Consider the following 24,422-nt stretch of genomic DNA (forward strand, 5'->3'; position numbering starts at 1 on the left):
AGGCGCTGGACGTCGCGGTCCTGCAGGGGCGCGGCGGCGCCTTTTGCGCCGGCGCCGACCTGAAGGGCGTGGCCGAGGGGCGCGGCAACCCGGTGCATCGCGACGGCGACCTGGGGCCGATGGGCGTGACCCGGCTGTCGCTCGGCAAGCCGGTGATCGCCGCGGTGGAGGGCCACGCGGTGGCCGGCGGGCTGGAGGTCGCCTGCTGGGCGGATCTGCGGGTCGCCGCCGAGGGCGCGGTGTTCGGCGTCTTCTGCCGCCGCTTCGGGGTGCCGCTGATCGACCTCGGCACCGTGCGCCTGCCCCGGCTGATCGGCGCCTCGCGGGCCATCGACCTGATCCTCACCGGGCGGCCGGTCGAGGCGCAGGAGGCCTATGACATCGGCCTCGCCAACCGCCTGGCGCCCAGGGGCGGGGCCCTGGACGCGGCGCTGGAGCTGGCCGCCCAACTCTCGGCCTTCCCGCAGCTCTGCATGAGGAACGACCGCCTCTCGGCCATCGGCCAGTGGTCGCTGGATTGGGACCAGGCCACGGCCGCGGAGATCGCGCTGGGCATGGAGGCCCTGCGCTCGGGGCAGAGCCAGGAAGGCGCCGCCCGCTTCGCCGCTGGCGAGGGGCGCGGCGGCAGCTTCTAAAGCTCCTCTCCCCCGAGCGTCAGCGAGAGAGGGAGAGGGTCGGGAGAGGGCGGCTCCTGCGAGCGCGATCCACGGCGCTAGCGCGAGGGCCCTCGACCGACCGCGGAGGCGGGTTTGCCCAGCCGCCCTCTCCCAAACCTCTCCCTCTCGGCTTCGCCGGGGGAGAGGAGTCTCGTTGCCTAAGTCGAACCCCCGTTCGATAATGATCCGACGCTCAAACCGTACCCAAGGTTCGAAAAATGGAGCGCGTGGGAGAGGCAAGATGGCCTGGGATTTCGAGACCGATCCTGAGTTCCAGAAGAAGCTCGACTGGATCGAGGATTTCATGCGGGAGGAAGTCGAGCCGCTTTCGCACCTGGGCATGGCGGCGCACGGCTCGCTCGGCCGCGAGAAGTTCATCAAGCCGCTGCAGCAGAAGGTGAAGGACCAGGGCCTGTGGGCCTGCCACCTGGGCCCCGACCTCGGCGGCCAGGGCTATGGCCAGTTGAAGCTGGGCCTGATGAACGAGAAGCTGGGCCGCAACGCCCTGGCGCCCACCGTCTTCGGCTGCCAGGCGCCGGACTCGGGCAACGCCGAGATCATCGCCCACTACGGCACCGAGGCCCAGAAGGAGCGCTACCTGTGGCCGCTCTTGAATGGCGAGATCCGCTCGGCCTTCTCGATGAGCGAGCCCACCGGCGGCTCCGACCCGCTGACCTTCCAGACCCGCGCGGTGCTGGAGGGCGACGAATGGGTGATCAACGGCGAGAAATGGTTCTCTACCAACGCGCGGTATTCCAAGGTGCTGGTGCTCTATGCGGTCACCGACCCGGACGCCAAGGACCCTTACCGGCGCACCTCGATCTTCCTGGTCCCCACCGACACACCCGGGGTGGAGATCGTCCGCAACGTGGCCGTCGGTGGCGGCGGGGAGATCGGCGGCGGGACCGAGGGCTATGTCCGCTACGCCAATGTGCGGCTGCCCTACGACGCCCTGCTGGGCGAGCGCGGCGCGGCCTTCGTGATCGCCCAGGTGCGGCTGGGCGGCGGGCGCGTGCACCACGCCATGCGCACGGTCGGCGCCTGCAAGAACGCGCTCGACCTGATGTGCAGGCGGGCCGTCAGCCGCAAGACCCGCGACGGCCGGCTCGCCGATCTGCAGATGGTCCAGGCCGACATCGCCGATAGCTGGATCGCCCTGGAAAGCTTCCGCCTGATGGTGCTGCGCACCGCCTGGCTGATCGACAAGCACCAGGACTACCAGATGGTCCGCAAGGACATCGCCGCCATCAAGGTGATGATGCCGCGGGTCTATAACGACATCGCCACCAAGGCTGCCCATCTGCACGGGGCGCTGGGGGTCTCCAACGAGATGCCGTTCATGCACATGGTGACGAGTTCGCTGGTGATGGGCATCGCCGATGGGCCCACCGAGGTGCACAAGGTCACGCTGGCCAAGCAGGTTCTGAAGGACTACCGCCCCGACAACGACCTCTTCCCCGCCTACCATATCCCCAAGCTGCGCGAGGCGGCCCAGGAGAAGTACGCCACGGAGCTGGACGAGCTGAAGGCGGCCTATGCGGAGCGGCGGGACAAGGCGCCGGCCTGACGACGGCCTCAAGTCCGATCTATATAGCTGTCATCCCGGACGGCCGAAGAGCCGATCCGGGACCCAGGGGCGCGCGCATTGCGTGTCCGCCTGGGTCCCGGCTCTCCGCTTCGCTGCGGCCGGGATGAGGATGAATTCTGGAGCGAAGGCGTGAGTGAGAAACCCTGGCCTGTGATGTCGATCGCCGAAGCCCACGCGCGGCTGACCGCGCCGGGCGAGCGGCTGGAGATCGTCGAGATGCCGATCCGGGGCGTCATGACGAGGGTCTGGAAGAATGCGCCGCCGACCTTGCGCGACGTGTTCCTGAACGCCCGCGCGTTTCCCGACCGCGAGTTCCTGGTCTACGACGACGAGCGCGCGACCTACGAGGCCTTCGCCCGCGCCGCGATCGCGCTCGCCCGCCGGCTCCAGGCCGATGGCGTCCGGAAGGGCGACCGGGTCGCGGTGATCATGCGCAACCTGCCGGAATGGCCGGTGGCCTTCTTCGCCGGCGTCCTGGCCGGCGCCATCGTCACCCCGCTGAACGCCTGGTGGACCGGGCCCGAGCTGGAATACGGCCTGGCCGACTCCGGGACCAAGGTCGCCATCGTCGACGACGAGCGCCTGGGCCGGGTCTCCGAGTTCCTGGACGGTCTGGGCGACCTGCAACGCGTCTACGTTTCGAGAGCGACCGAAGCGTTGTCGCATCCCAAGCTCGCCCGGCTGGAAGACGTGATCGGGCCGGTGAACGGCTGGGGCAGTCTGCCCGACCATCCGCTGCCCGACGTGGCGATGGAGCCGGAGGACGACGCCACCATCCTCTACACTTCGGGAACGACCGGGAAGCCCAAGGGAGCGCTCGGCACCCACCGCAACATGACCTCCAACATCGGCGCCGGCGGCATCTCGGCGATGCGCAACTTCCTGCGCGCCGGCGAGCCCCTGCCGGAGACCGACCCGCACAAGCTGCCGCAGCGGGTGACCCTGCTGGTCGTGCCGTTCTTCCACGCCACAGGCCTGTCGGCGACCCTGGGCCCGACGATGAACGCCGGCGGCAAGATCGTGCTCATGCGCCGCTGGGACGCCGAGCCGGCCATGCGGCTGATCGAGCGGGAGAGGGTCTCCTCCACCGGCGGGGTGCCGACCATCGCCTGGCAGCTCATCGAGCATCCGGCGCGCGCCAAGTACGACCTCTCGTCGCTCGTGGCGGTCACCTATGGCGGCGCGCCCTCGGCGCCGGAGCTGGTGCGCAAGATCGCCGAGACCTTCCCCGGCTCGCAGCCCGGCAACGGCTGGGGCATGACCGAGACCACGGCCACCTTCACCTCGCACCTGGGCAAGGACTACGAGAACCGCCCCGACAGCGCCGGGCCGGCTGCGCCGGTGGGCGAGATGCAGATCCGCGATCCGGCCGACGGCAAGACGGTCCTGCCCGTGGGCGCGGTCGGCGAACTCTGGTGCAAGGGCCCCCAGGTGGTGAAGGGCTACTGGAACAAGCCGCAGGCCACGGCCGAGACCTTCGTCGACGGCTGGCTTCGCACCGGCGACCTGGCGCGGATCGACGAGGAAGGCTTCCTGTTCATCATCGACCGGGCCAAGGACATGCTGATCCGCGGCGGCGAGAACATCTACTGCGTGGAGGTCGAGAACGCCCTCTACGAGCACCCGGCGGTGATGGACGCGGCCATCGTCGGCATCCCCCACAAGACTCTGGGCGAGGAGCCCGGTGCGGTGGTCCGCCTGAAGCCCGGCGAGACGGCGACCGAGGGCGAGCTTCGCAACTTCGTCCGCGAACGGTTGGCGGGTTTCAAGGTCCCGGTGAAGGTGGTCTTCTGGCCTGAGATGCTGCCCCGCAACGCCAACGGCAAGATCGTCAAGACGGAGCTGAAGAAGGTGTTCGCGCCACAGACGGAGAGCGCATGAGCGGACCGCTGATCGTCGGTATCGGCGGCACGCCGCGCCCCGGGTCGGCGACCGAGCGGGCGCTGATCCTGGCGCTGCGCCAGGCTGAGGCCGCGGGCGCGCGGACGCGGCTGTTCGGCGGCGAGTTCCTGGAACGGCTGCCGCATTTCAATCCCGGCCCCAGCGGCCCCAGCGCCGAACAGGCCGAGCTGGCCCAGGCGGTGCGCGACGCCGACGGGATCATCCTGGCGACGCCCGGCTATCACGGCTCGCTGTCCGGGGTGGTCAAGAACGCGCTGGACACCCTGGAGTTGACCCGGGCCGATCCACGGCCCTACTTCCACGGCAAGCCGGTGGGGATCATCATCACCGCCGATGGCGCGCAAGCCGGCGGCACCACCTTGATGGCGGTCCGCGGCATCATACATGCCATGCGGGGCTGGCCGACGCCCTACGGGGCGGCGCTCACCGCCGCCAACCTGTTCGACGCGGTGGGCGAGTGCCGCGAAGCCCGGGACGCCGGCCAGATCGCCACAGTGGCCGACCAGGTGATGGAGTTCGCCCAGATGCGCCGCGCCCAGATGACGGGAGCCGACCAATGAAGCGCCCCTACCTCGTGCCCCCCGCTCAAGGACCCGGAGGCGGCAGGCCCACGCCCGATCCGGACGCCTTCTCCTCGGCGATCTCGCCGATCGAGGACATCATCGAGGACGCCCGCAACGGGCGGCCCTACATCCTGGTCGACGCCGAGGACCGGGAGAACGAGGGCGACGTCATCATCCCCGCCCAGTTCGCCACGCCCGAGCAGATCAACTTCATGGCCAAGCATGCGCGGGGCCTGATCTGCCTGTCGATCACCGCCGAGCGCGCCCGGGCGCTGCGCCTGCCACCCATGGCCAGCGACAACCAGTCGGGCCACGGCACCGCCTTCACCGTCTCCATCGAGGCGCGCGAGGGGGTCACCACCGGCATCTCCGCCCACGACCGGGCCCACACCATCGCCGTGGCGGTGGATCCGACCAAGGGTCCCGACGACATCGTCTCGCCGGGCCACGTCTTCCCGCTGGTGGCCAAGGACGGCGGCGTCCTGGTCCGGGCCGGCCATACCGAGGCGGCGGTCGACATCAGCCGCATGGCGGGCCTCAACGCCGCCGGCGTGATCTGCGAGATCATGAAGGACGACGGCTCGATGGCCCGTCTTCCCGACCTGGTCGCCTTCGCCCAACTGCATGGGCTGAAGATCGGCGCCATCGCCGACCTGATCGCCTACCGCCGCCGCACCGAGCGGCAGGTGGAGCGGGTGCTGGAGACGCCGTTCGATTCCTCCTACGGCGGCCGCTTCCGGATGGTGATCTACCGCAACATCATCGACGGCGCGGAGCACGTGGTCCTGACCAAGGGCAAGATCGACCCGGAAAAGCCGACCTTGGTCCGGATGCATCGCGTGGATTTCGCCGCCGACATGCTGGGCCATGTGGAAGCCCGCCGGGACTACGTGCCAAGGGCGCTGCAGGCCATCGCCGACTACGACGGCGCAGGCGTGGCCGTGTTCATCCGCGATCCCAACCCCGCCTGGCTCTCGGAGCGCTATGGCCAGCCCGAGGTCAGCCAGACCGAGAACGTGCTGCGCGACTATGGCGTGGGCGCCCAGATCCTCATCGACCTGGGCGTGCGCGACATGAAGCTGCTCACCTCGTCCAAGACCGTCCTGCCGGGGTCAGCCGGCTACGGCCTGCGCATCCTGGGACGCGAACCGCTCTAGACCCTGTCCCGGCTGACTTGGATCAAGTCAGCCGGGACAGGGTCGTCGCCTATATCTGGAGCCCTTCTTATCCACTCAGGTTGATTCAACCTGAGTGGGAAGGGCTCTAGCCACCCAGTCGCCTCCGGCGCGAAGCGGCTGGACCGCCCAGCCCTGTTCGACAACAGTCCGGCCGCCGCCCCGCCTCGGGCGGGAGAGGGCGGCTGGACGCTTGCTTGCGGCGGCTGAACCTGCAAACCTGAGGTTGCGGGACGCTTGGGATTCTCGTAAAGAATTGAAAGGGATGGGCTTGGTAGAGACGTTCAGATGCCGCCCACGCCCAACCTCGTGACCGATCCCTATGGAATGAGCCTGATGGGCCGGCCGTCGCCCGAGGGGACGGCCCATGACGCGTCGGGATTCGACCCCTATCCGCTGCCGGAAACGACGCTCATCACCGGCGGCGGCGGGCCGGAGTTCTTCCTGAACGCCGATTCCCGCGCCGGGATCGCCGACAACGGCAAGCCCAGCCTCACCATCGACGAGGCGGCCAATCAGATCGTCCGCGGCATGCCCGGCTGGTCGGCCGCGCTCGGCCAGCCGTTCACCGTCACCTTCGCCTTCCGCGCCGACGCTCCGGCCCAGATGCCCAGCGACACCGGCGGCTTCCAGCAATTCAACACCGCCCAGATCGACCAGGCCCTGTTGTCGCTGCAGGCCTGGTCGGACGTCGCCAACATCAAGTTCGTGCGCGTCGGCTCCGGCGACAGCGGGCCGGCGGCCTATTCCGACAACGCCACCATCCTGTTCGCGGACTACACGACCGGCGAGGCCGGCGCCGCGGCTTTCGGCAACTTTCCCGGCAACACCAGCTTCACCTCGTCGGCGGGCGACGTGTGGGTCAATTCGACGCTCAGCTACAACGCCGCGCCCGCCACGGGGAACTACGGCGGCCAGGTGCTGGTGCACGAGATCGGCCACACCATCGGCCTGGACCACCCCAGCAACTACAACGCCGAGGCCAACGTCACCCTCTCCTACGCGGTGGACGCCGGCTACTACGAGGACGACCGCCAGTACACGGTGATGAGCTACTTCAGCGAGGCCAACACCGGGGCCAACTTCGGCGGCGGCTACTATTCGGCGGCGCCCCTGCTGGACGACATCGCCGCGGCCCAGCTCGAGTACGGGCCGAACATGACCACCCGCACCGGGGACACGGTCTACGGCTTCAACTCCAACACCGGCCTGCCCTGGTATACGATCACGGGCAGCTTCCAGAAGGCGGTCTTCGCCGTGTGGGACGCCGGCGGCAACGACACCCTGGACTTCTCCGGCTACTCCCAGGCCCAGACCATCGACCTGCGGCCCGGCTTCTTCTCCAGCGTGGGCGGGCTGACCGGCAACGTCACGATCGCCGAGGGGGCCAATATCGAGAACGCCATCGGCGGCTCGGGCCCGGACTCGATCGTCGGCAACGCCCTGAACAACTCCATCGTCGGCGGCGGCGGCAACGACACGGTGATGGCCGGCGCCGGCAACGACACCATCACCGAGGTCAGCGGCGCGAACTATCTGCGCGGCGAGGACGGCGACGACTCGATCCAGGGCGGCTCCGGCTTCGACGACATCAACGGCAACAAGGGCGCCGACACCATCGACGGCGGATCCGGCGGCAACGACTGGCTGGTCGGCGGCCAGGGCGACGACATGATCACCGCCCACCACGGGCAGAACCTGATCTACGGCAACCTGGGCAACGACACCCTGATCGGCGGCGACGGCGGGGATATCCTGCGGGGCGGCCAGGGCGATGACTCCATCGTCGGCGGCTCGGGCAACGACTTCATCTCCGGCGACCGGGGCAACGACACCATGAGCGGCGGCGCCGGCGCGGATATCTTCCACTCGAGCCAGGACGCCGGAATCGACAAGGTGCTCGACTTCAGCCTGGCGCAGGGCGACCGGGTGATGCTCGATCCCGGGACGACCTACACGGTCAGCCAGGTCGGCAATGACACGGTCATCGACATGGGCGGCGGCAACGAGATGATCCTGGCCGGGGTGAAGCTCTCCAGCCTGACGGGCAACTGGATCTTCGAGGGCTAGACGCCCCCTCAGGGCGAGCCTGGCGCGGGGAGGGGATGACAAATCCCGTTTCCCAAACCGTTGATCCGGCCTATAGATCGCCACTCACCGCCCGGCCGAAAGGCCGGGCGCCTTCATTTCCGACGCACGGAAAAGACGCGAAAAGATAAGACCATGAGCACCGACATCCTGATGCCGAAGGCGACCGCCGTCTGGCTGGTCGACAACACCTCGCTGACCTTCGAGCAGATCGCGGATTTCTGCGGCCTGCACCCGCTGGAGGTGAAGGGCATCGCCGACGGCGAAGTGGCGCGCGACATCCGCGGCGCCGACCCGATCGCCAACGGCCAGCTAAGCCGCGAGGAGCTGGACGCCGCCGAGAAGAACCCCAAGCACAGGCTGGTGGCGCTCAAGAGCCGCCACGCCGAATATCTGAAGCCGCAGAAGAAGGCGCCGCGCTACACGCCCGTGTCGCGCCGCCAGGACCGGCCGGACGCCATCGCCTGGTTCCTGCGCAACCACCCGGAGGTGGCCGACGCCCAGCTCGCCCGCATCCTGGGCACCACCAAGGCCACCATCGACCAGGTGCGCAACCGCACCCACTGGAACTCGGCCAACATCAAGCCGGTCGACCCGGTGACGCTGGGCCTGTCGACCCAGCTCGAGCTGGACGCGGTGGTCAAGAAGGCGGCCGAGAAGAAGGCCCGCGACGACAAGCGCAAGGGCATCGTCGAACCGGAAGGCCCGACCCTGATGCCGGCGTCCGAGACCGGCGTGATCGAGAACGAGGAGCCCGCCGAGGCCCACGCCGGCGAGCATACCGCCCAGTCCGTGTTCGAGGATCACGACGACCACGACGACGAGGATTAGCCCCCGTCCCGGCTGACTTGGTCCAAGTCAGCCGGGACAGGACGGGGTCGTCGTCTATATCTGGAGCCCTTCAACCCAAACGGAAGGGCTGTGGCGCCGCGCACAGAACGGGTGGGAGCATCCTTGCAGGATCTCCCACCCTTGCCGGCGCACCGCCGGCGTCTGCTCTCCCGATTGCGGGAGGGATCTTGTCAGGAAGCGCCTAGAAAAACAGGGGCGTCGGCCATATCCGGAACCCTTCTCCTCCACTCCGGTTGAGCCAACCTGAGTGGGAAGGGTCCTAGTGCAACTGGCCTCGAAGGGCTTCCATCTCTTCCTTCAGCTTCAGCTTTTGTCGCTTCAGTTCCTTCAGTCGGATGTCGTCTGCGGCGGGCCTGCTCATTTCGTCCTGGATCGCGTTTTCCAGGGACTGGTGACGGGATCCGAGCTCGCGGATCCGGGCTTCCAACGCCATGACGAGTGGCCTCCTTGCTGTTGGAGGGCGCAGTGAACACCCGCTATGCGCGGCTGTCAGATCACATATGTTTGCAGGCGGCGTAGCTGAGACGATGCGCGCCGTTCGCGCGTTAGGGACCCCTTTTATGCCGCAGGGCGAGCAACCAAGGCTGGTGGTGGGAATTTCCGGCGCCTCGGGGATCGTCTACGGCCTTCGCGCCCTCGACGCCTGCCGGGACCTCGGCATCGAATCCCACCTGGTGATGAGCAAGGCCGCGGCGCTGACCCTGGCGCAGGAGACCGCGCTCTCGCCCGCCGACGTCAACGCCAAGGCCGATGTCGTCCACAAGGTCGCCGACATCGGCGCCTCCATCGCGTCGGGATCGTTCAAGACGCTCGGCATGATCGTGGCGCCCTGCTCGGTGCGCACCATGAGCGAGATCGCCACCGGGGTGACGTCCTCGCTGCTGAGCCGGGCGGCCGACGTCGCGCTCAAGGAGCGGCGGCCGCTGGTGCTGATGGTGCGCGAGACGCCGCTGCACCTGGGCCACCTGCGCACCCTGGTTCGGCTGGCCGAGATGGGCGCGGTGATCGCCCCGCCGATGCCCGCCTTCTACGCCCAGCCCGCGGACCTGGGCGCCATGGTCGACCAGTCGGTGGGCCGCGCGCTCGACCTCTTCGGACTGTCATGGACGCCGGTTAAGCGGTGGGGCCGCGACGTCGGGCCGTTGAAGGCGGAGATCTGAAGCCATGTCGTTGTGGGACTGGACGCTGCAGGCCTACGCCCGCCCCGGCGCGCCCGAAGCCTGCCTCACCCTGCAGGACGAGTTCGGCCAGAACACCTCGCTGCTGCTCTGGGCGGTCTGGGCCGAGGCGGCCGATCCGGCCCTGCTGGCCCGCGCCGCCGACGTGGCCCGCCGCTGGGAGGCCCTGGCCCTGGTCCCGATCCGGGACGTCCGCCGCGCCCTGAAGCCCGCCTTCGACGGGGTCGACGACGGCGAGCGCGAGGGCCTTCGCGACGACGTGAAGGCCGTGGAGCTGCGCGCCGAGCGGGTGCTGATGGAGGCTCTGGAGGCGATGACCGGAGACCAGGGCGGCGCCCACGCCCTGGCCGCACTGGAGGCCGCCGCGGCCGCCTGGGGAAAGCCCGCGCCCGCCAACGCCCTGGCTGCGCTCGCCGCGGCTCTGGGCTAGAACATCGCGCGCCGATGAACGACGACCTGTCAGAAGCCGCCCTGATCGCGAGGCTCAGCGCCCTTCGCCAGGATCACTCTGACCTCGACGCGGCCGTACAGGCGATCGCGCTGTCGCCGCTCCCCGACATGCTGCTGATCGCCCGGCTGAAGCGCAAGAAGCTGGCCCTGAAGGACGAGATCGCCCGCATCGAGGACCAGCTCAACCCGGACATCATCGCGTAGCTCCAGATGCATACCCCTCAGGGGGAGCTGTCACCGCAGGTGACTGAGGGGGGCGAAGCCCACCGGGTCCGTCAGCCGTGGGTGAAACCCCCTCCGTCTGGGCGCGATGCGCCGAGCCCCCTCCCCCTGATCGGCCTTCGGCCTGGGGGAGGAACTGGAACTCTACGCCGACTTGCGGCCGCGCTTGCGGGCGAACATGGCCGCGTCGGCGTCGGCCACCAGGCCCTCCGGCTCGGCGTCCTGGGTGATCTCGCGCACCCCCCAGGAGATGTGCAGCGGGGCAGACCATTCGCCGAATCGCAGGGGCTCGGCCTCGATGGCGCGGGCCAGCGCCGCGGCCTTGGCTTCGGCGGTCGCGTGATCGGCCTGGGCCAGGATCACGGCGAACTCGTCGCCGCCCATGCGGCCCACGATGTCGCTTTCGCGGAGCTGGGAGACCAGCCGCTCGGCCACCGCCTTCAGCGCGGCGTCGCCGGCGGCGTGGCCCAGGCGGTCGTTGACGCCCTTCAAGTCGTCGAGGTCGATGTAGACCAGGCTGGCCGGCAAGCCGTAGCGCTGGGCGAAGGTGCGGATGCGGCCCAGCTCGCGCACGAAGGCCCGCCGGTTGAGCAGCGGGGTCAGCGCGTCGCGGTCGGCCAGCTCCTCGGTTTCGGCCAGGCGGCCCTTCAGGCGGCCCACCTCGCCGCGCAGGTCGTCGATCTCGCCCATCAGGGTCTGGATGGCGGCCTTCACCGAAGGCGTCATTTCCACCTCGGCGATGCCCAGGAACTCGGTGGAATCGACGGGCGTCGAACTCCGCACCTGGGCGCCGGCCTGGGCCAACGCGCGTCTTCGCATGGCCGAGAAGGGCTCATTACGTGCGCCGGTGATCTTCATGGCTGTTTCCCGAGCGGGGCTGTGGAATCAAGGACGCGCACGACGATTTGGTGAATCTAGCTGTCCTTGGTTGCCCCTGCAAAGTCGGCGCCTATACTCCGCCGCCTTCGTATATGGGGGTCGGATCGACATGAGCGCCGCGTCAGCGCCCGTCGCCATCATTATGGGCAGCCGCTCCGACTGGCCGATCCTGCGCCATGCCGCCGAAATGCTCGACGCCCTGGGCGTGGCCTACGAGGCCAAGGTGGTCTCCGCCCACCGCACGCCCGAGCGGATGTACCACTTCGCCAAGGGGGCCAAGGCGGCCGGCTTCAAGGTGATCATCGCCGCGGCCGGCGGGGCGGCGCACCTGCCGGGCATGACCGCCTCACTCACCGAGCTGCCCGTGCTGGGCGTGCCGATCGAATCCAAGGCGCTGAAGGGCATGGACAGCCTGCTCTCCATCGTCCAGATGCCGGCCGGCATCCCGGTGGGGACTCTGGCGATCGGCGAGGCGGGCGCCAAGAACGCAGGCCTGATGGCCGCCAAGATCCTGGCGCTCTCCGACGAAGGGATCGCCCAGCGGCTGGCGGCCTTCACCGCCAACCAGACCGACAGCATCCCCGAGACCGTCGAGGACGCGTGAGCCCGCCGGTTTTCCCCCTGGCGCCAGGTTCGTCGATCGGCATCCTCGGCGGCGGCCAGCTCGGCCGCATGCTGGCGCTCGCCGCCGCGCGCCTGGGCTTCGACGTGGTGGTGCTGGAGCGCGAGGCCGACAGCCCCGCCGGCCGCGCCGCCGCGAAGCTGATCGTGGGCGGCTACGCCGACGAGGCGGCGCTCGCCGAACTGGCCGAGTTGACCGGCCTGGTCACCTACGAGTTCGAGAATGTCCCCGCGGCCTCGGTGGCCTGGCTCGCCGCGCGCGGCGTCGCCGTCGCGCCCGGGCCGCAGGCCCTGGCCGTGGCGCAGGACCGCTTCGAGGAGAAGACCTTCCTCAACGCGCACGGCGCGCCCACCGTGGCCTTCGCTCCGGCCAGTTCGCCGGCCGAGGCCGTGGCGGCGGTGAGCCAGGTCGGCGCGCCGGCCCTGATGAAGACCCGCCGCGAGGGCTATGACGGCAAGGGCCAGCGCTGGGTGGAGCACGCGGCCGACGCCGCGGCGGCCTTCGAGGCCCTCGGCGGGGCGCCGGTGATCGTCGAGGCGGCCGCCGATTTCGTGCGCGAGCTCTCCGTCATCGCCGCGCGCGGCCGCGACGGGGCGACCGCCATCTATCCCCTGGCCGAGAACCACCACGAGAACGGCGTGCTGCGCCGCTCCATCGCCCCGGCCCGCGCCGGCCAGGCGGTGGTCGAGCAGGCCGAGCGGATCGCCGCGCGGGTCCTGGCTGGGCTCGACTATGTGGGCGTGATCGGCATCGAGCTCTTCGAGATGGCCGATGGCCGCCTGCTGGTGAACGAGATCGCGCCCCGGGTGCACAACACCGGCCACTGGACCCAGGACGGCTGCGAGGTCGACCAGTTCGAGCAGCATATCCGCGCCGTCGCCGGCTGGCCGCTCGGCCCCACCCATGCCATCGCCCAGGTCGAGATGCTGAACCTGCTGGGCGACGACGCCGACGCCTGGGCGAAATACGCCGCCGAGCCGGAGACCCGCATTCACCTCTACGGCAAGCGCGGCGCGCGCCCCGGCCGCAAGATGGGCCACCTCAACCGGGTTCGGCCGCTTTAGGGCTGGCTTTCGCGGCCTCCTGGGCCGCCCGGGCCGCCCAGGCCGTATGCCCCCTTCTGCCGATGTCGAGGATGACCGGCGTCTTGCTGATCATGTCGTCGACGAAGACCGCGAATTCGCGGTCAAACATGTGGCGGGTGGTTATCCAATTGGCGCGGAAGCCCGGCAGGGAGCACTGGAATCTGAGGGAGCCCAGCGTCGCCTCATACTGCCTGTCATCGAGCATGCCCGAGCGGTGCTGGACGAAGTTGTTCTCGTAGACCAGCAGGATCGACCATAGCACAGAGTGGTATCGGACGAACTCGGCGGGCTCCAAGCGCCCATCGTTGCCGCGCACCATGACGTCGGCGATCTCCGGGTGGGCGATGTATTGCAGCCAGTCGCTGAGCTGCTGAGCGCGGCCATGTTGCATCAGCGATTGCTGGTTGCGCGCCGTCTGACGAGTCTGGAGGTTCAGGTAGATCAAGGAGACCAGGACAGCGACGCCATTCACAAGGGCGCCGATGCTGGCGAGGTCGGCGAGAGTCACCGTTCAGCGCCGTACCGCAGGTGGCCAAGCGCCCTGGCCAGGCTGTCCATCATGGCGGCGGGCTTCAGCCGGGTCGTCGCCTTCCACTTCTCGAAGGTCATGACGTTGGCGATGCGCCGGTCTGTGAAGGCCAACGCCGCAGCCGGCCCTGACGTCAGCCGGATGGCGATGGCGCCGGTCAGGATGCCGGCCAGCAGGGCGCGCTTGGAATAGTGGTTCTCGTCGGTGGCGGTGTCGCCGGCCCAGCGCCAGAGAGCGTCGGCGCTCTCCCAGGCCAGGCGCGCGCCCAGGCTGAGGTTCGACGGGAGGGCCAGGAAGCCCGTGAGGCGACGCACGGCGGCCTCGTCCGCGGCCGCGGCCGCCACCCGGGCCTCGACGCCGCGGGCGATGCGCTCGCGGATCTTCAGGGCGCTGGGGTCGACGGCGGCCAGCGCGGCCAGCGCCGCCGCGTCGTGCCGCCGGGAGAGCAGGGCTGCAAGATCGGCGGCCCCGTGCGGCAGCAAGAGCTCCGTCTCGCCGGCCGAGAGGCCGCAGGCCTTGCCGGCCAGGGTCGCCAGGCGCGAGGTCCATCCCTCGTGCGCGACGATCTTCAGCGCGGCGTCCAGCACCTGCTGCTCGGCGGTCTGCGCCCAGTCCGGGGCGGCGGCTTCGGGGGCGGTTCTGGCCATCTCGCTCTCTTACGCCACCTCGCGGCGAAGGCGAAAAGCCTCGCGTGCGGCGTGGACATCGCGGGCCTCTTCTGATATCTCGCCGCGCTCAATCCCGAAGGCCAAAAGCTTCCGGGACCTCAAATCGTTCTAAAATAGGCCTTTTTGTTCGCTCGCCGCCGCCCCTAGCCGGGACTGATGGGGGCCGGGCGCCAAGCGATCAACAGGAGAGAGAACCCTGGTTCAGATTTTCGTCCGCGACAACAACGTCGACCAAGCCTTGAAGGCGCTGAAGAAGAAGATGCAGCGCGAAGGCTCGTTCCGCGAAATGAAGCGGCACGTGCACTACGAAAAGCCGTCGGAAAAGCGCGCCCGCCAGAAGGCGGAAGCCGTGCGCCGGGCGCGTAAGCTGGCCCGCAAGCGCGCCCAGCGCGAAGGCCTGATCGCCGCCCCGAAGAAGCCGGCGCCGCGGTAGCGGCCCTTAAGGGCGTTCGGTAGCGCTTAATTCAGTAAATTCATGCCTATCTAGGGGCCGCGTCTGTCAGGCGCGGCCCTTCGTATTTGGGGTCGTGGTCAGGGTTGGGGCGCGGTCTTAGGTCGCGCATCGTCCGGCCAACTGGTGAAACGGCGTCAAGGCTCCTATCTTGGGAGTTTCGGCGCCAAGCCCTTTTTGAGGCGGTCCAAACCGATGAACCTGCGCAATCTCGCCATCTGGGGCGTTATCGTCGTCGTCCTGATCGGCCTCTATTCGATGGTCACCGGCGGTGGCCAGAAGGGCGCCAACGCCGGCGAGATCACCTATTCGCAACTGCTCAGCAAGGTGAACTCGGGCCAGGTCAAGGCCGCCGAGATCCGCGGCAGCCAGGTGGTGGTCACCGACGGCGCCAACAAGTCCTTCACGGCGGTGACGCCGAACAACCAGGATGACCTGGTGCGCCGCCTGGAAGGCCAGGGCGCCAACATCTCGGTGAAGGCCGCCGGCGGCATGACCCTGGTGGGCTTCCTGCTGCAGAGCCTGCCGGTGCTGCTGCTGATCGGCGTCTGGATCTTCTTCATGCGCCAGATGCAGGGCGGCGCCCGCGGCGCCATGGGCTTCGGCAAGTCCAAGGCCCGCCTGCTGACCGAGAACAAGAACCGCGTCACCTTCGAGGACGTGGCCGGCGTGGAAGAGGCCAAGGAAGAGGTCGTCGAGATCGTCGACTTCCTGAAGGACCCGCAGAAGTTCCAGCGCCTGGGCGGCAAGATCCCCAAGGGCGCCCTGCTGATCGGCCCTCCGGGCACGGGCAAGACCCTGCTGGCCCGCGCGATCGCGGGCGAGGCGGGCGTGCCGTTCTTCACGATCTCGGGTTCGGACTTCGTGGAAATGTTCGTGGGCGTCGGCGCCAGCCGCGTGCGCGACATGTTCGAGCAGGCCAAGAAGAACGCCCCCTGCATCATCTTCATCGACGAAATCGACGCCGTCGGCCGCCACCGCGGCGCGGGCCTGGGCGGCGGCAACGACGAGCGCGAGCAGACGCTGAATCAGTTGCTGGTCGAGATGGACGGCTTCGAGGCCAACGAAGGCATCATCCTGATCGCCGCCACCAACCGTCCCGACGTTCTGGACCCGGCCCTGCTGCGGCCCGGCCGCTTCGACCGCCAGGTGGTGGTGCCGAACCCCGACGTGAACGGCCGCGAGCGCATCCTGCGCGTGCACATGAAGAACGTGCCGCTGGCCGCCGACGTCGAGACCAAGGTGATCGCCCGCGGGACTCCGGGCTTTTCCGGCGCGGACCTGTCCAACCTGGTCAACGAAGCGGCCCTGATGGCCGCGCGCAAGAACCGCCGCATGGTCACCATGCGCGACTTCGAAGAGGCCAAGGACAAGGTCATGATGGGCGCCGAGCGCCGCTCGATGGTCATGACCGAGGACGAGAAGAAGAACACCGCCTACCACGAGGGCGGCCACGCCCTGGTGGCGCTGACGGTCCCCTCCGCGGACCCGGTGCACAAGGCCACGATCATCCCGCGCGGCCGGGCTCTGGGCATGGTGATGCAACTGCCGGAAGGCGACCGCTACTCCATGAACTACGAGCAGATGACCTCGCGGCTGGCGATCATGATGGGCGGCCGCGTCGCCGAGGAGCTGATCTTCGGCAAGGACAAGGTGACCTCCGGCGCCTCCAGCGACATCCAGGCGGCCACCAGCCTGGCGCGCAACATGGTCACCCGCTGGGGCTATTCCGACAAGCTGGGCCTGGTCTCCTACGGCGACAACCAGGAGGAGGTCTTCCTCGGCCACTCGGTGTCGCGCACCCAGAACGTCTCGGAAGAAACCGCCAACATCATCGACGCCGAGGTGAAGCGCCTGGTGCAGAACGGCTATGCCGAGGCCAAGCGCATCCTCACCGAGAAGCTCGAGGACCTGCACACCCTGGCGAAGGCCCTGCTCGAGTACGAGACCCTGAGCGGCGACGAGATCATCGGCGCCTTGAAGGGCGTGGCCCCGAACCGCGAGGACGCCGACGCCAAGCGGCCCACCGGGCCCGCCGTGGCGGTGCCGATCTCGCCCAAGCCCGAGCCGGCGTAAGGTTCAGGCGACGGACGATGCGAATTGGGGCGGCTCCCGGCGACGGGGCCGCCCTTTTTCATTATCCAGGGCCCCGATGACCGCCTTCGCCGCCTCCCAGCCCGTGCGCGCCATGCCCGTGAAGGTGATGGGCGTGCTCAACGTGACACCGGACAGCTTCTCCGACGGCGGGCGGTTCGCCGCGCCCGAGGCGGCCCTGGCCCAGGCCCGCCGGCTGATCGCCGAGGGCGCCGACATCCTGGACGTGGGCGGGGAATCCACGCGGCCGGGCGCCGAACCCGTCGACGCCGCCGCGGAGATCGACCGGGTCGTCCCCCTGATCCGCGCGATCCGCGCCGAGAGCGCCGTGCCGATTTCCGTCGACACCATGAAGCCCGCGGTGGCCCGCGCCGCCGCCGCCGCCGGGGCGACCATCTGGAACGACGTCACCGCCCTGCGCCAAGCGCCCGACAGCCTGGCTGTGGCGGCGGAGCTGGGCTGCGAGGTGGTGCTGATGCACATGCAGGGCGAGCCCGGGACGATGCAGGCCGAGCCGCGCTACGACGACGTGGTGGGCGAGGTCGCCGCCTTCCTGGCCGCCCGCGCCGAGGCCGCCATGGCGGCGGGCGTGGCGCGGGACCGCATCTGGCTCGACCCCGGCGTCGGCTTCGGCAAGCACAGGACGCGCCACAACCTGCCGCTGCTGGCGGGCCTCGACAGGATCGTGGCCCTGGGGTTTCCCGTGCTGCTGGGGGTCAGCCGCAAGAGCTTCATCGGCGCCCTGGATGACGGCGCGGAGGCGGACCGGCGGCTCGGCGGCTCCATCGCGGGCGCCCTGGCCGGCGCCGCGGCCGGCGTGGCGGCGGTGCGGGTCCACGACGTCCGCGAGACGGTCCAGGCGCTGCGCGTCTGGCGCGCGATCGCTCAGGCCGGGAGCTTGGGGTAGGCGTCGCCGAGCGCCGCCTCGCGAGCGGTCTTGGTCTCCCAGGACGTGGCGCGGCCCTCGATGGCGTCGGGCAGGGCCTCCAGGTGGGCATGCCAGCCGGCGCGCACGCCGCCGTCGCGCCCACCGTCGAGGCTGAGGCCCGAGTGGGTGAGGGTGAGCGCGCAGCCGCCATCCTCCGGGGAGAGGTCGAAGCGGACCAGGGTGTCGCGCTCGCCGATCTTCCAGCGCCAGGCCAGGGCGCGCGGCGGTTCGCAGACGGTGATGGTCACGTCCGTCTTGTGCGCGCCATTCCAGCCCAACCGCATGATCCCGCCGACCCGCAGGTCGACCTCCGCGGTGGCGAACCAGTCGGCGAGACGCTCCGGCGTGGTCAGGGCGGCCCAGACCTTCTCGACGGGTTTGTTGTAGCGGCGGTGGAAGACCACCTGCAGGGCCTCGCCCTGGCGCGTGACCTCGCCCAGGGGCGCGTCGCTCAGGAGGTTCTCGGTGGTGATCATTGTTCTTTCTCCAGATGCTCATCGAGGGCGTCCAGGCGCTCGGCCCAGAAGCGGCGGAAGGGTTTCAGCCATTCGTCGAGTTCGGCCAGTTCGCCGGGTTCGAGGCGGTAGAGCCGGCGCTGGCCGTCCGGCCGCACGCTGACCAGCCCCGCCTCGCGCAGCAGCCGCAGGTGCTTGGAGACCCCGGGCTGGCTGAGGCCCGTAGCCTCGACGAGGTCGCCGGCCGGCCGCTCGCCGGCCCGAAGCAGGTCGAGGATCTGGCGGCGGCTGGGTTCGGCGATGGCTTCGAACGGCGTCATGCAGATATATTCCCGATAAGATATATAACCGTCAAGTTATTTCTTTTGGCCGATGCAAATCCGCTTGCGCCGGGCTATCGGGAGTCATGAGCTTCCTGGGCCGAGTCCTGATCATCGCCGGTTCCGACTCCGGCGGCGGGGCGGGAATCCAGGCGGACATCAAGACGGTGACGGCGCTGGGCGGTTATTCGGCCACCGCGATCACGGCGGTCACGGTGCAGAACACGCGCGGAGTCAGCGCCGTCCACGCGATCCCTGCGGAGGTCGTGGAGGCGCAGGGCCGCGCGGTGCTGGACGACATCGGGGCCGACGCCATCAAGACCGGCATGCTGGGCGGCCTGGAGGTGGTCGAGGCGGTCGCGCGCCTCCTGGATTCCGCATCCGCCGTTCCGGCGGTGGTCGACCCGGTGATGGTCGCCAAGGGCGGCGCGGCGCTGCTGTCGCCCGCGGCGACCGGCGCCATGCGCGCGCTGCTGATCCCCCGCGCGGCCCTGTTGACGCCCAACGCCCCGGAAGCCGAGGCCCTGACCGGCGAGACCGTGGCCTCGCACGACGGCCTGCGCCGCGCCGGCGAGGCCCTGCTGATGGCGGGCGCCAGGGCCGTGCTGATGAAGGGCGGCCATCTGCCGGGCCCCCGCGTGGTGGACATCCTGATGACCCCCGACGGCGAGACGGTGTTCGAGGCCGAGCGCCAGGAAACCCGCCACACCCACGGCACCGGCTGCACCCTGGCCTCGGCCTGCGCGGCCGGCCTGGCGCAGGGCCTGACGCTCACCGAGGCGGTCGCCCGCGCCTGGGCCTATGTGCAGGAGGCCATCGCCCGCGCGCCGGGGCTCGGCGCCGGCCACGGGCCGCTCGACCATGGCTGGCCGCTCCGGGGCAAGGCGTGAGCCGGGTGCTGGAACAGCGCCTGGAGGCCATCGTGCGCAGCGGCCCAACCCTGATGCAGGTGCTGGAGACCGCCCGCGACCTCGACCTGCCGGACTGGCTGATCTTCTCCGGGGCGGTCTACCAGCGGGTGCTGAACCACCTGACCGGCCGCGACCTGGACTACGGGATCAAGGACTACGACCTCGGCTACTTCGACCCGTCGGACATCTCCTATGAGGCCGAGGACCTGGTCATCCGGCGCGTGGCCGCGGCCTTCGCCCCGCCGCTCAGCGAACTCGTGGAGGTGCGCAACCAGGCCCGCGTGCACCTGTGGTTCGAGGCCAAGTTCGGCGAGGCCTATGCCCCGCTCACCGCCTCGGCCGAGGCGCTTGGCCGCTTCGTCAGCCCGCTGTTCGCCGTGGCCGTGCGGCTGGAGCGCGACGGCCGCCTGACCATCCTGGCCCCTTTCGGCCTGGACGACCTGTTCGCGCTCAGGCTGCGGCCCAACCCGCTGCGCCGGACCAACGGCTTCGCCCGCGCCGCCGCCTCGGTGACCGCCCGCTGGCCGGAGCTCACCGTGATCAATTAGCCAACTGGCTAATTACGCCTTGCCTAATTCGCCGATGGGGCTATCTGCAAGCTCCGCCACCGAATGGAGTTTCCCATGCGCCAGTGGACCATCGACGCCTTCGCCGCCGCCGCCTTTCGCGGCAACCAGGCCTGCGTGGTGGAGCCCCTGGCCGCCTGGCCCGAGGCGGCGTGGATGCAGGCTCTGGCGGCGGAGAACAACCAGGCCGAGACCGCCTTCCTGCTCAGGACCGACGATCCCGCCCGCTTCGGCCTGCGCTGGTTCACGCCTGCGCTGGAGGTGCCGCTGTGCGGGCACGCCACCCTGGCCTCGGGCCATGTGCTGTTCGCCGAGCTGGGCCTGACCGCCGACAAGGTCACCTTCGACACCAAGTCCGGCCCGCTCACCGTGCGCCGCGCCGGCCAGGGCTATGAGATGGACTTCCCCGCCCAGCCGCCGGCCAGGGTCGCGATGCCGGCCGGCCTGGCGCAGGCCCTGGGCGTCGAGCCGGCGGAGGTCTGGGCCTCGACCTACCTGGTCGCGGTGCTGAAGGACGAGGCGCAGGTGCGCGCCTGCGCGCCGGACCTCGCCGCGCTGGAGGCGGTCTCCAGCGGCGCCACCGGCGGCCGCGGCAACGTGGGCGTGGCGGCGCTGGCTGATCCGGGCCAGGCCTACGACGTGGTCGACCGCTTCTTCGCCCCCGGCTCCGGCATCCCGGAGGATCCCGCGACGGGCTCGCTGCACACCATCCTGACGCCCCTGTTCGCCGACAAGCTGGGCCGCGCGCGGGTGACGTTCCTGCAGGCCTACCCCGGCCGCGGCGGCGACCTCGACTGCGAACTGGCCGGCGACCGCGTCCTGCTGCGCGGCCAGGCGGTGACCGTGCTGGACGGGACCTTGCGGGTCGGGCCTTAACGCCCACGCGAAAACGCCCCGGGACCGTTTCCGACCCCGGGGCGCTCCCGCACTCCAGACTTGAAGAGGTTCGGCGGTCGCATCGTCTGCGCCGGCCGGAGCCTCGGGCCCGGGTTCTGGCGCTCCAGTCGCCATGGATCGGAGAACACCACGCCGCGCCTGACGCGGACCTGAGGCCCGCGTTGTCCGGCGTTCAGCTTGCGAAAGGGCTCAGGCGACCTGGCTGTCGGCGGAGGCCGGCGTGCGGCCCGAGGCGCCGGTGGCCGCGTCGGTCAGCGCCGCGCTGATCGCCTCATAGAGCTTGGCGATCTCGATCGGCTTGGCGACGTGGCCGTCCATGCCCGCGGCGATGTATTCTTCCACCTGGTGGGTCAGGGCGTTGGCGGTGAGCGCCACGATCGGCGTGCGCTTGCGCTGCTCGGCGACCTCGATGGTGCGGATCTGGCGGGAGGCCTCGATGCCGTCCATCACCGGCATCTGGATGTCCATCAACACCAGGTCGTAGCCTCCGAGCCGCCAGGCGTCGATCGCCTGCTTGCCGTCGGCCACGATGTCGATGTCGATGCCGAGCGACTCCATCACCGCGGCCAGCACCTGCTGGTTGGTGGGATTGTCCTCGGCGGCGAGCAGCCGGATGTTCCGGTCTCCGCTGTCCTGGGCGACGTCGGCCGGGACCACGCCGGCGGCCTCGCCGCGGCTCAGCGGCAGCTCGACGGTGAAGGTCGAGCCGTAGCCCTCGCGGCTTTCCACATTGATGGAGCCGCCCATCATCTGGGTCAGTTCGCGGCAGATCGCCAGGCCCAGGCCCGTGCCGCCGAACCGGCGGGTCGCGGAGTTGTCGGCCTGGGTGAACTTCTCGAACAGGGCCGGCAGCTTCTCGGGCGAGATGCCGACGCCGCTGTCGCGGATCACCAGGCGCAGGGCGCCGGTCTGCGGGTTCACCTCGATGGCCGCCTCCACCGCGCCCTGCGGGGTGAACTTCACGGCATTGGATAGCAGATTGCCGACGATCTGGCGCAGGCGGTCGGCGTCGCCCCGCCACCAGCCCTTGGCCGCGTCGTCGATCGTGAAGGCGAAGTCGAGGCCCTTGCCCCGGGCCAGGACCTGGAAGGTCTCGGCGGTGGGCGACAGGGTGGCGGCGATGTCGAAGTCTTCCTTCACCAGGCTGAGCTTGCCGGCCTCGATCTTCGACAGGTCGAGCACGTCGTTCAGCACCGCGAGCAGCAGGCTGCCCGACTGGCGGATGATCCCCAGGCGCTCGCGCTGGACGTCGGCCAGCTCGCCCATCGACATCACCTCGGCCATGGCCAGCACGCCGTTCAGCGGGGTGCGGATCTCGTGGCTCATGTTGGCTAGGAACTGGGTCTTCAGCACATTGGCGGCGTTGGCCGCGTCGCGGGCGCTCTCCAGGTCGCGCATGGCGGCCTTCAGGTCATCCTCGCGCTCGCCCAGCTTGCCGAGCAGATGGTTGAAGCTGGAGGTCAGGCCGCGGAACAGCTCGTCTGGGGCCTTGACCTCGATGGGTTCGAAATTGCCGCCGGCCGCCACCTCGTGCATGGCGTCCGACAGGCGCTGCACCGGGGCGATCACCCGGTGCGCCATGCCGCGCGCCAGGAACAGCGCCACGCCGACGCCGCCGAACAGCAGGGCGGCGGTCAGGGCGATGAACTGCGGCAGCAGCGCGCCCAGGGCCGGGCGGTGCACGCTCAGCGACAGGCGCCCGACCTTGTGGCCGTTGGCGATGACGTCCGTCTCGATGACCTCGATCGGTCCCGGGGCCGCCGGGCCCGCCGTGGGGATCGTTGGATTGGGCGGCCGCTGGAAGCTGGCCAGGGGCGCGCCCGTGAGGCCGGTGAGCCGCGCGCCCTCGATGTTCTTGCTCCCGGCCAGGGCCTGCAGGGCGGCCTGGATGGAGGGCTTGTCGCCGCTGGCGATGGCCGGGGCTTCGGTGGTGGCGGTGATCTGCGCCAGGCCGGCGTACATCTGGTGCGACTGGGTGCGCGCCACCGCCCACTGCTGCAGCATGAACGTCAGGCAGGCGGCCACCAGCACCACGAGCGTGGTGACCAGGCCCACGCCGGCGACGCGGGCGTGGAATGTGGCGGTTGGCGCTGGGCCGGGTGTGCCGGTCGTAGGGGTCATGGCGCTCGCGAAGGGCCGCACGGGACCTCCGCTCTAGACCAACAATCCTAACGTTTCGCTTCCCGGCGCGCCGATCTTCGGCCGGCGGATTCAGCGGACAAGCGCCGAAACTGTGACGCTTAAGACACAGGTACAACCGTCCGGGGAGGAAATCATCGTTAACAACTCATGAATCGGTTGCGTGAACCTTAACCTTATATTTACCGTGAATTGTGGTTGTTCACCTTGTTGGGGAATCCTTATGGAAAAAGCGTTTGTGGCGCAGCGAGTGGCCAAGAAGCTGTTCGTGACCGAAGCCGCTGTTGACGGCGCGCTGTCGGAAGCCGCCGAACTGATGAGCGAAGTGCTCACGGCGCGCAAGGAAGTGAACACCTCGCTGGTGTTCGCCGACGACGTGCAAGTGAAGCTGATGGACGCCATGCGGGCGCTCAGCGAAGCCCGCACGGCTATGGTCGCGGTGCACAACGAACTCAACGAAGCTCAGCTTCGCCTGGGCGTGCGCACGAAGATGGACTTCCAAAAGCCGCAACTCCTGCAGGCTCCGGTCGAAGTCACCGCCCGCAAGGCCGGCTGACCGAAAACCGCCTCGGTCGAAGATCGAGGCTTTGGTTGCGATAGTTTAACTGGTTCCGCGCCCCTAATGTACGCTAGGGGCGCGGAATCATGTCACCAGTCCTAACCTATATCGTCCTGTCCCTTCTGCTCGTCGGGACCTGCCTGTTCGCCATCTGGAAGGGCGGGCCGGCTGAACGCATGGGCGCAAGCGTGATCCTCGCCATGGTGATCCTCGAGCGGCTGCTGCAGGTCGTCCTGCCCAAGCCCTGGTGGATCGTCATGGGCCTCACCTTCGACGCCCTGACGGCCATCGGCCTCTTGGTGGTCACGGTCCGATACGGAAGCCTGTGGCTCGGCGGCGCGATGCTGCTCTACGCGGCCCAGTTCACCCTGCATTCGTTCTATCTCGTCACCGGCCGGCCGGACACGGACCTGCTGCACATGGCGCTGACCGACTTCAACTTCGGGGCGATCCTCGTCTGTCTGGTGGTCGGCACGGGGCTCGCCTGGCGCGGCCGCCAGCGCGCGCGCGACGCGGTCGCGATCGCCGCGCCATAGCGTCTCTCACAGCCGCTTCCAGAAACTTTCTCTTGCTCCCAGGCCCGAAGCCGGGCTTTTGGCCGGCGGGCCACGCCCTCCCAACGGGGCGCAGTCCATCTGCAAGGAT

The 24,422-nt window shown here is 69.5% G+C and carries 27 protein-coding genes and 1 pseudogene; 20 read left to right on the plus strand and 8 right to left on the minus strand.

What is annotated here, in order from left to right; genetic code table 11:
* Both VNW53_RS02130 and VNW53_RS02135 read left to right on the plus strand, forming a co-directional pair.
* On the plus strand, positions 1-635 hold a 635-nt coding region (locus VNW53_RS02130; RefSeq protein WP_325553319.1), incomplete at its 5' end, for a crotonase/enoyl-CoA hydratase family protein.
* Positions 636-897: 262 nt separating this feature from the next.
* Positions 898-2,223, plus strand: coding sequence for an acyl-CoA dehydrogenase family protein (locus VNW53_RS02135; protein WP_325553320.1), 1,326 nt, complete (start codon positions 898-900; stop codon positions 2,221-2,223).
* A gap of 19 nt (positions 2,224-2,242) precedes the next feature.
* Here the strand turns inward: VNW53_RS02135 and VNW53_RS02140 are convergent.
* Positions 2,243-2,350 (minus strand): annotated as a pseudogene (locus tag VNW53_RS02140) (hypothetical protein); the annotation flags it as partial.
* 47 nt (positions 2,351-2,397) lie between these two features.
* Here VNW53_RS02140 and VNW53_RS02145 point away from each other — a divergent pair.
* From VNW53_RS02145 to VNW53_RS02165, 5 genes are all read left to right on the plus strand, one after another.
* Positions 2,398-4,125 carry a class I adenylate-forming enzyme family protein gene (locus VNW53_RS02145; protein WP_325553400.1) on the plus strand — a complete coding sequence of 576 codons (1,728 nt, stop codon included), beginning with the start codon at positions 2,398-2,400 and terminating at the stop codon, positions 4,123-4,125.
* The gene (locus tag VNW53_RS02150; RefSeq protein WP_325553321.1) at positions 4,122-4,706 is read left to right on the plus strand and encodes an NAD(P)H-dependent oxidoreductase; all 585 of its coding nucleotides are present in this window, start codon (positions 4,122-4,124) and stop codon (positions 4,704-4,706) included. Before VNW53_RS02145 ends, VNW53_RS02150 begins: the two co-directional genes overlap by 4 nt.
* Positions 4,703-5,866, plus strand: coding sequence for a 3,4-dihydroxy-2-butanone-4-phosphate synthase (gene ribB, locus VNW53_RS02155; protein WP_325553322.1), 1,164 nt, complete (start codon positions 4,703-4,705; stop codon positions 5,864-5,866). Before VNW53_RS02150 ends, ribB begins: the two co-directional genes overlap by 4 nt.
* 306 nt (positions 5,867-6,172) lie before the next feature.
* Entirely contained in the window at positions 6,173-7,954 is a 1,782-nt protein-coding gene (locus VNW53_RS02160; RefSeq protein ID WP_325553323.1) for a M10 family metallopeptidase C-terminal domain-containing protein, read from the plus strand.
* A 153-nt stretch (positions 7,955-8,107) separates the two neighbouring features.
* Positions 8,108-8,803, plus strand: a complete 696-nt coding sequence (locus VNW53_RS02165) for a DUF1013 domain-containing protein (RefSeq protein WP_325553324.1) — start codon at positions 8,108-8,110, stop codon at positions 8,801-8,803.
* A 280-nt stretch (positions 8,804-9,083) separates the two neighbouring features.
* Here the strand turns inward: VNW53_RS02165 and VNW53_RS02170 are convergent, their stop codons facing one another.
* Positions 9,084-9,257, minus strand: coding sequence for a YdcH family protein (locus VNW53_RS02170; RefSeq protein ID WP_325553326.1), 174 nt, complete (start codon positions 9,255-9,257; stop codon positions 9,084-9,086).
* A gap of 127 nt (positions 9,258-9,384) precedes the next feature.
* On the opposite strand from VNW53_RS02170, the gene VNW53_RS02175 reads away from it, so the two are divergent.
* The 3 genes from VNW53_RS02175 to VNW53_RS02185 are packed head-to-tail and all read left to right on the plus strand — an operon-like array spanning position 9,385 to position 10,656.
* Positions 9,385-9,984, plus strand: coding sequence for a UbiX family flavin prenyltransferase (locus VNW53_RS02175; RefSeq protein WP_325553328.1), 600 nt, complete (start codon positions 9,385-9,387; stop codon positions 9,982-9,984).
* Positions 9,985-9,988: 4 nt separating this feature from the next.
* Positions 9,989-10,432 (plus strand): TIGR02444 family protein, encoded by a 444-nt coding sequence (locus VNW53_RS02180; RefSeq protein ID WP_325553330.1) that lies wholly within the window; start codon positions 9,989-9,991, stop codon positions 10,430-10,432.
* Between the two features lie 14 nt (positions 10,433-10,446).
* Positions 10,447-10,656: a YdcH family protein gene (locus VNW53_RS02185; protein WP_325553332.1), complete on the plus strand. Its 210-nt coding sequence runs from the start codon at positions 10,447-10,449 to the stop codon at positions 10,654-10,656.
* Between the two features lie 162 nt (positions 10,657-10,818).
* Here VNW53_RS02185 and VNW53_RS02190 read toward each other — a convergent pair whose 3' ends face one another.
* The gene (locus VNW53_RS02190; protein WP_325553333.1) at positions 10,819-11,532 is read right to left on the minus strand and encodes a GGDEF domain-containing protein; all 714 of its coding nucleotides are present in this window, start codon (positions 11,530-11,532) and stop codon (positions 10,819-10,821) included.
* Positions 11,533-11,662: 130 nt separating this feature from the next.
* Here VNW53_RS02190 and purE point away from each other — a divergent pair, with 130 nt between their 5' ends.
* On the plus strand, positions 11,663-12,157 hold the full coding sequence (gene purE, locus VNW53_RS02195) for a 5-(carboxyamino)imidazole ribonucleotide mutase (protein WP_325553334.1): 495 nt from the start codon (positions 11,663-11,665) through the stop codon (positions 12,155-12,157).
* On the plus strand, positions 12,154-13,239 hold the full coding sequence (locus VNW53_RS02200; protein ID WP_414693229.1) for a 5-(carboxyamino)imidazole ribonucleotide synthase: 1,086 nt from the start codon (positions 12,154-12,156) through the stop codon (positions 13,237-13,239). The genes purE and VNW53_RS02200 overlap by 4 nt, the downstream gene beginning before the upstream one ends.
* Here VNW53_RS02200 and VNW53_RS02205 read toward each other — a convergent pair.
* Both VNW53_RS02205 and VNW53_RS02210 read right to left on the minus strand, forming a co-directional pair.
* Entirely contained in the window at positions 13,217-13,768 is a 552-nt protein-coding gene (locus VNW53_RS02205; protein WP_325553335.1) for a hypothetical protein, read from the minus strand. The genes VNW53_RS02200 and VNW53_RS02205 overlap by 23 nt on opposite strands.
* Positions 13,765-14,436, minus strand: a complete 672-nt coding sequence (locus tag VNW53_RS02210; RefSeq protein ID WP_325553336.1) for a COQ9 family protein — start codon at positions 14,434-14,436, stop codon at positions 13,765-13,767. Before VNW53_RS02210 ends, VNW53_RS02205 begins: the two co-directional genes overlap by 4 nt.
* A gap of 217 nt (positions 14,437-14,653) precedes the next feature.
* On the opposite strand from VNW53_RS02210, the gene rpsU reads away from it, so the two are divergent.
* The 3 genes from rpsU to folP all read left to right on the plus strand — a co-directional run bounded on the left by rpsU (position 14,654) and on the right by folP (position 17,909).
* Positions 14,654-14,890 (plus strand): 30S ribosomal protein S21, encoded by a 237-nt coding sequence (rpsU, locus tag VNW53_RS02215; RefSeq protein ID WP_199622309.1) that lies wholly within the window; start codon positions 14,654-14,656, stop codon positions 14,888-14,890.
* Between the two features lie 213 nt (positions 14,891-15,103).
* Positions 15,104-16,984: an ATP-dependent zinc metalloprotease FtsH gene (gene ftsH / locus VNW53_RS02220; protein ID WP_325553337.1), complete on the plus strand. Its 1,881-nt coding sequence runs from the start codon at positions 15,104-15,106 to the stop codon at positions 16,982-16,984.
* 76 nt (positions 16,985-17,060) lie between these two features.
* The gene (gene folP, locus VNW53_RS02225) at positions 17,061-17,909 is read left to right on the plus strand and encodes a dihydropteroate synthase (RefSeq protein WP_325553338.1); all 849 of its coding nucleotides are present in this window, start codon (positions 17,061-17,063) and stop codon (positions 17,907-17,909) included.
* Here the strand turns inward: folP and VNW53_RS02230 are convergent.
* Positions 17,888-18,406 carry an SRPBCC family protein gene (locus tag VNW53_RS02230; RefSeq protein ID WP_325553340.1) on the minus strand — a complete coding sequence of 173 codons (519 nt, stop codon included), beginning with the start codon at positions 18,404-18,406 and terminating at the stop codon, positions 17,888-17,890. The genes folP and VNW53_RS02230 overlap by 22 nt on opposite strands.
* On the minus strand, positions 18,403-18,705 hold the full coding sequence (locus VNW53_RS02235; RefSeq protein ID WP_325553342.1) for a metalloregulator ArsR/SmtB family transcription factor: 303 nt from the start codon (positions 18,703-18,705) through the stop codon (positions 18,403-18,405). Before VNW53_RS02235 ends, VNW53_RS02230 begins: the two co-directional genes overlap by 4 nt.
* Before the next feature lie 86 nt (positions 18,706-18,791).
* On the opposite strand from VNW53_RS02235, the gene thiD reads away from it, so the two are divergent.
* From thiD to VNW53_RS02250, 3 genes are all read left to right on the plus strand, one after another.
* The gene (gene thiD, locus VNW53_RS02240) at positions 18,792-19,595 is read left to right on the plus strand and encodes a bifunctional hydroxymethylpyrimidine kinase/phosphomethylpyrimidine kinase (protein ID WP_325553344.1); all 804 of its coding nucleotides are present in this window, start codon (positions 18,792-18,794) and stop codon (positions 19,593-19,595) included.
* A 53-nt stretch (positions 19,596-19,648) separates the two neighbouring features.
* Complete coding sequence (locus VNW53_RS02245; protein ID WP_414693231.1) at positions 19,649-20,164, plus strand: nucleotidyltransferase family protein; 516 nt, start codon at positions 19,649-19,651, stop codon at positions 20,162-20,164.
* Between the two features lie 75 nt (positions 20,165-20,239).
* Entirely contained in the window at positions 20,240-21,058 is an 819-nt protein-coding gene (locus tag VNW53_RS02250; protein WP_325553348.1) for a PhzF family phenazine biosynthesis protein, read from the plus strand.
* Positions 21,059-21,268: 210 nt separating this feature from the next.
* Here the strand turns inward: VNW53_RS02250 and VNW53_RS02255 are convergent, their stop codons facing one another.
* On the minus strand, positions 21,269-23,200 hold the full coding sequence (locus VNW53_RS02255; RefSeq protein WP_325553350.1) for an ATP-binding protein: 1,932 nt from the start codon (positions 23,198-23,200) through the stop codon (positions 21,269-21,271).
* A gap of 268 nt (positions 23,201-23,468) precedes the next feature.
* Between VNW53_RS02255 and VNW53_RS02260 the strand changes: the two genes are divergently transcribed.
* Complete coding sequence (locus VNW53_RS02260; RefSeq protein WP_325553352.1) at positions 23,469-23,774, plus strand: hypothetical protein; 306 nt, start codon at positions 23,469-23,471, stop codon at positions 23,772-23,774.
* 89 nt (positions 23,775-23,863) lie between these two features.
* A complete protein-coding gene (locus VNW53_RS02265) occupies positions 23,864-24,313 on the plus strand; it encodes a hypothetical protein (protein ID WP_325553354.1) in 450 nt (149 codons plus the stop codon).
* Positions 24,314-24,422 lie beyond the last annotated feature (109 nt).

Origin of the sequence: Phenylobacterium sp., assembly GCF_035569475.1 — a bacterium.
In the GTDB taxonomy this organism is placed as follows: domain Bacteria; phylum Pseudomonadota; class Alphaproteobacteria; order Caulobacterales; family Caulobacteraceae; genus Phenylobacterium.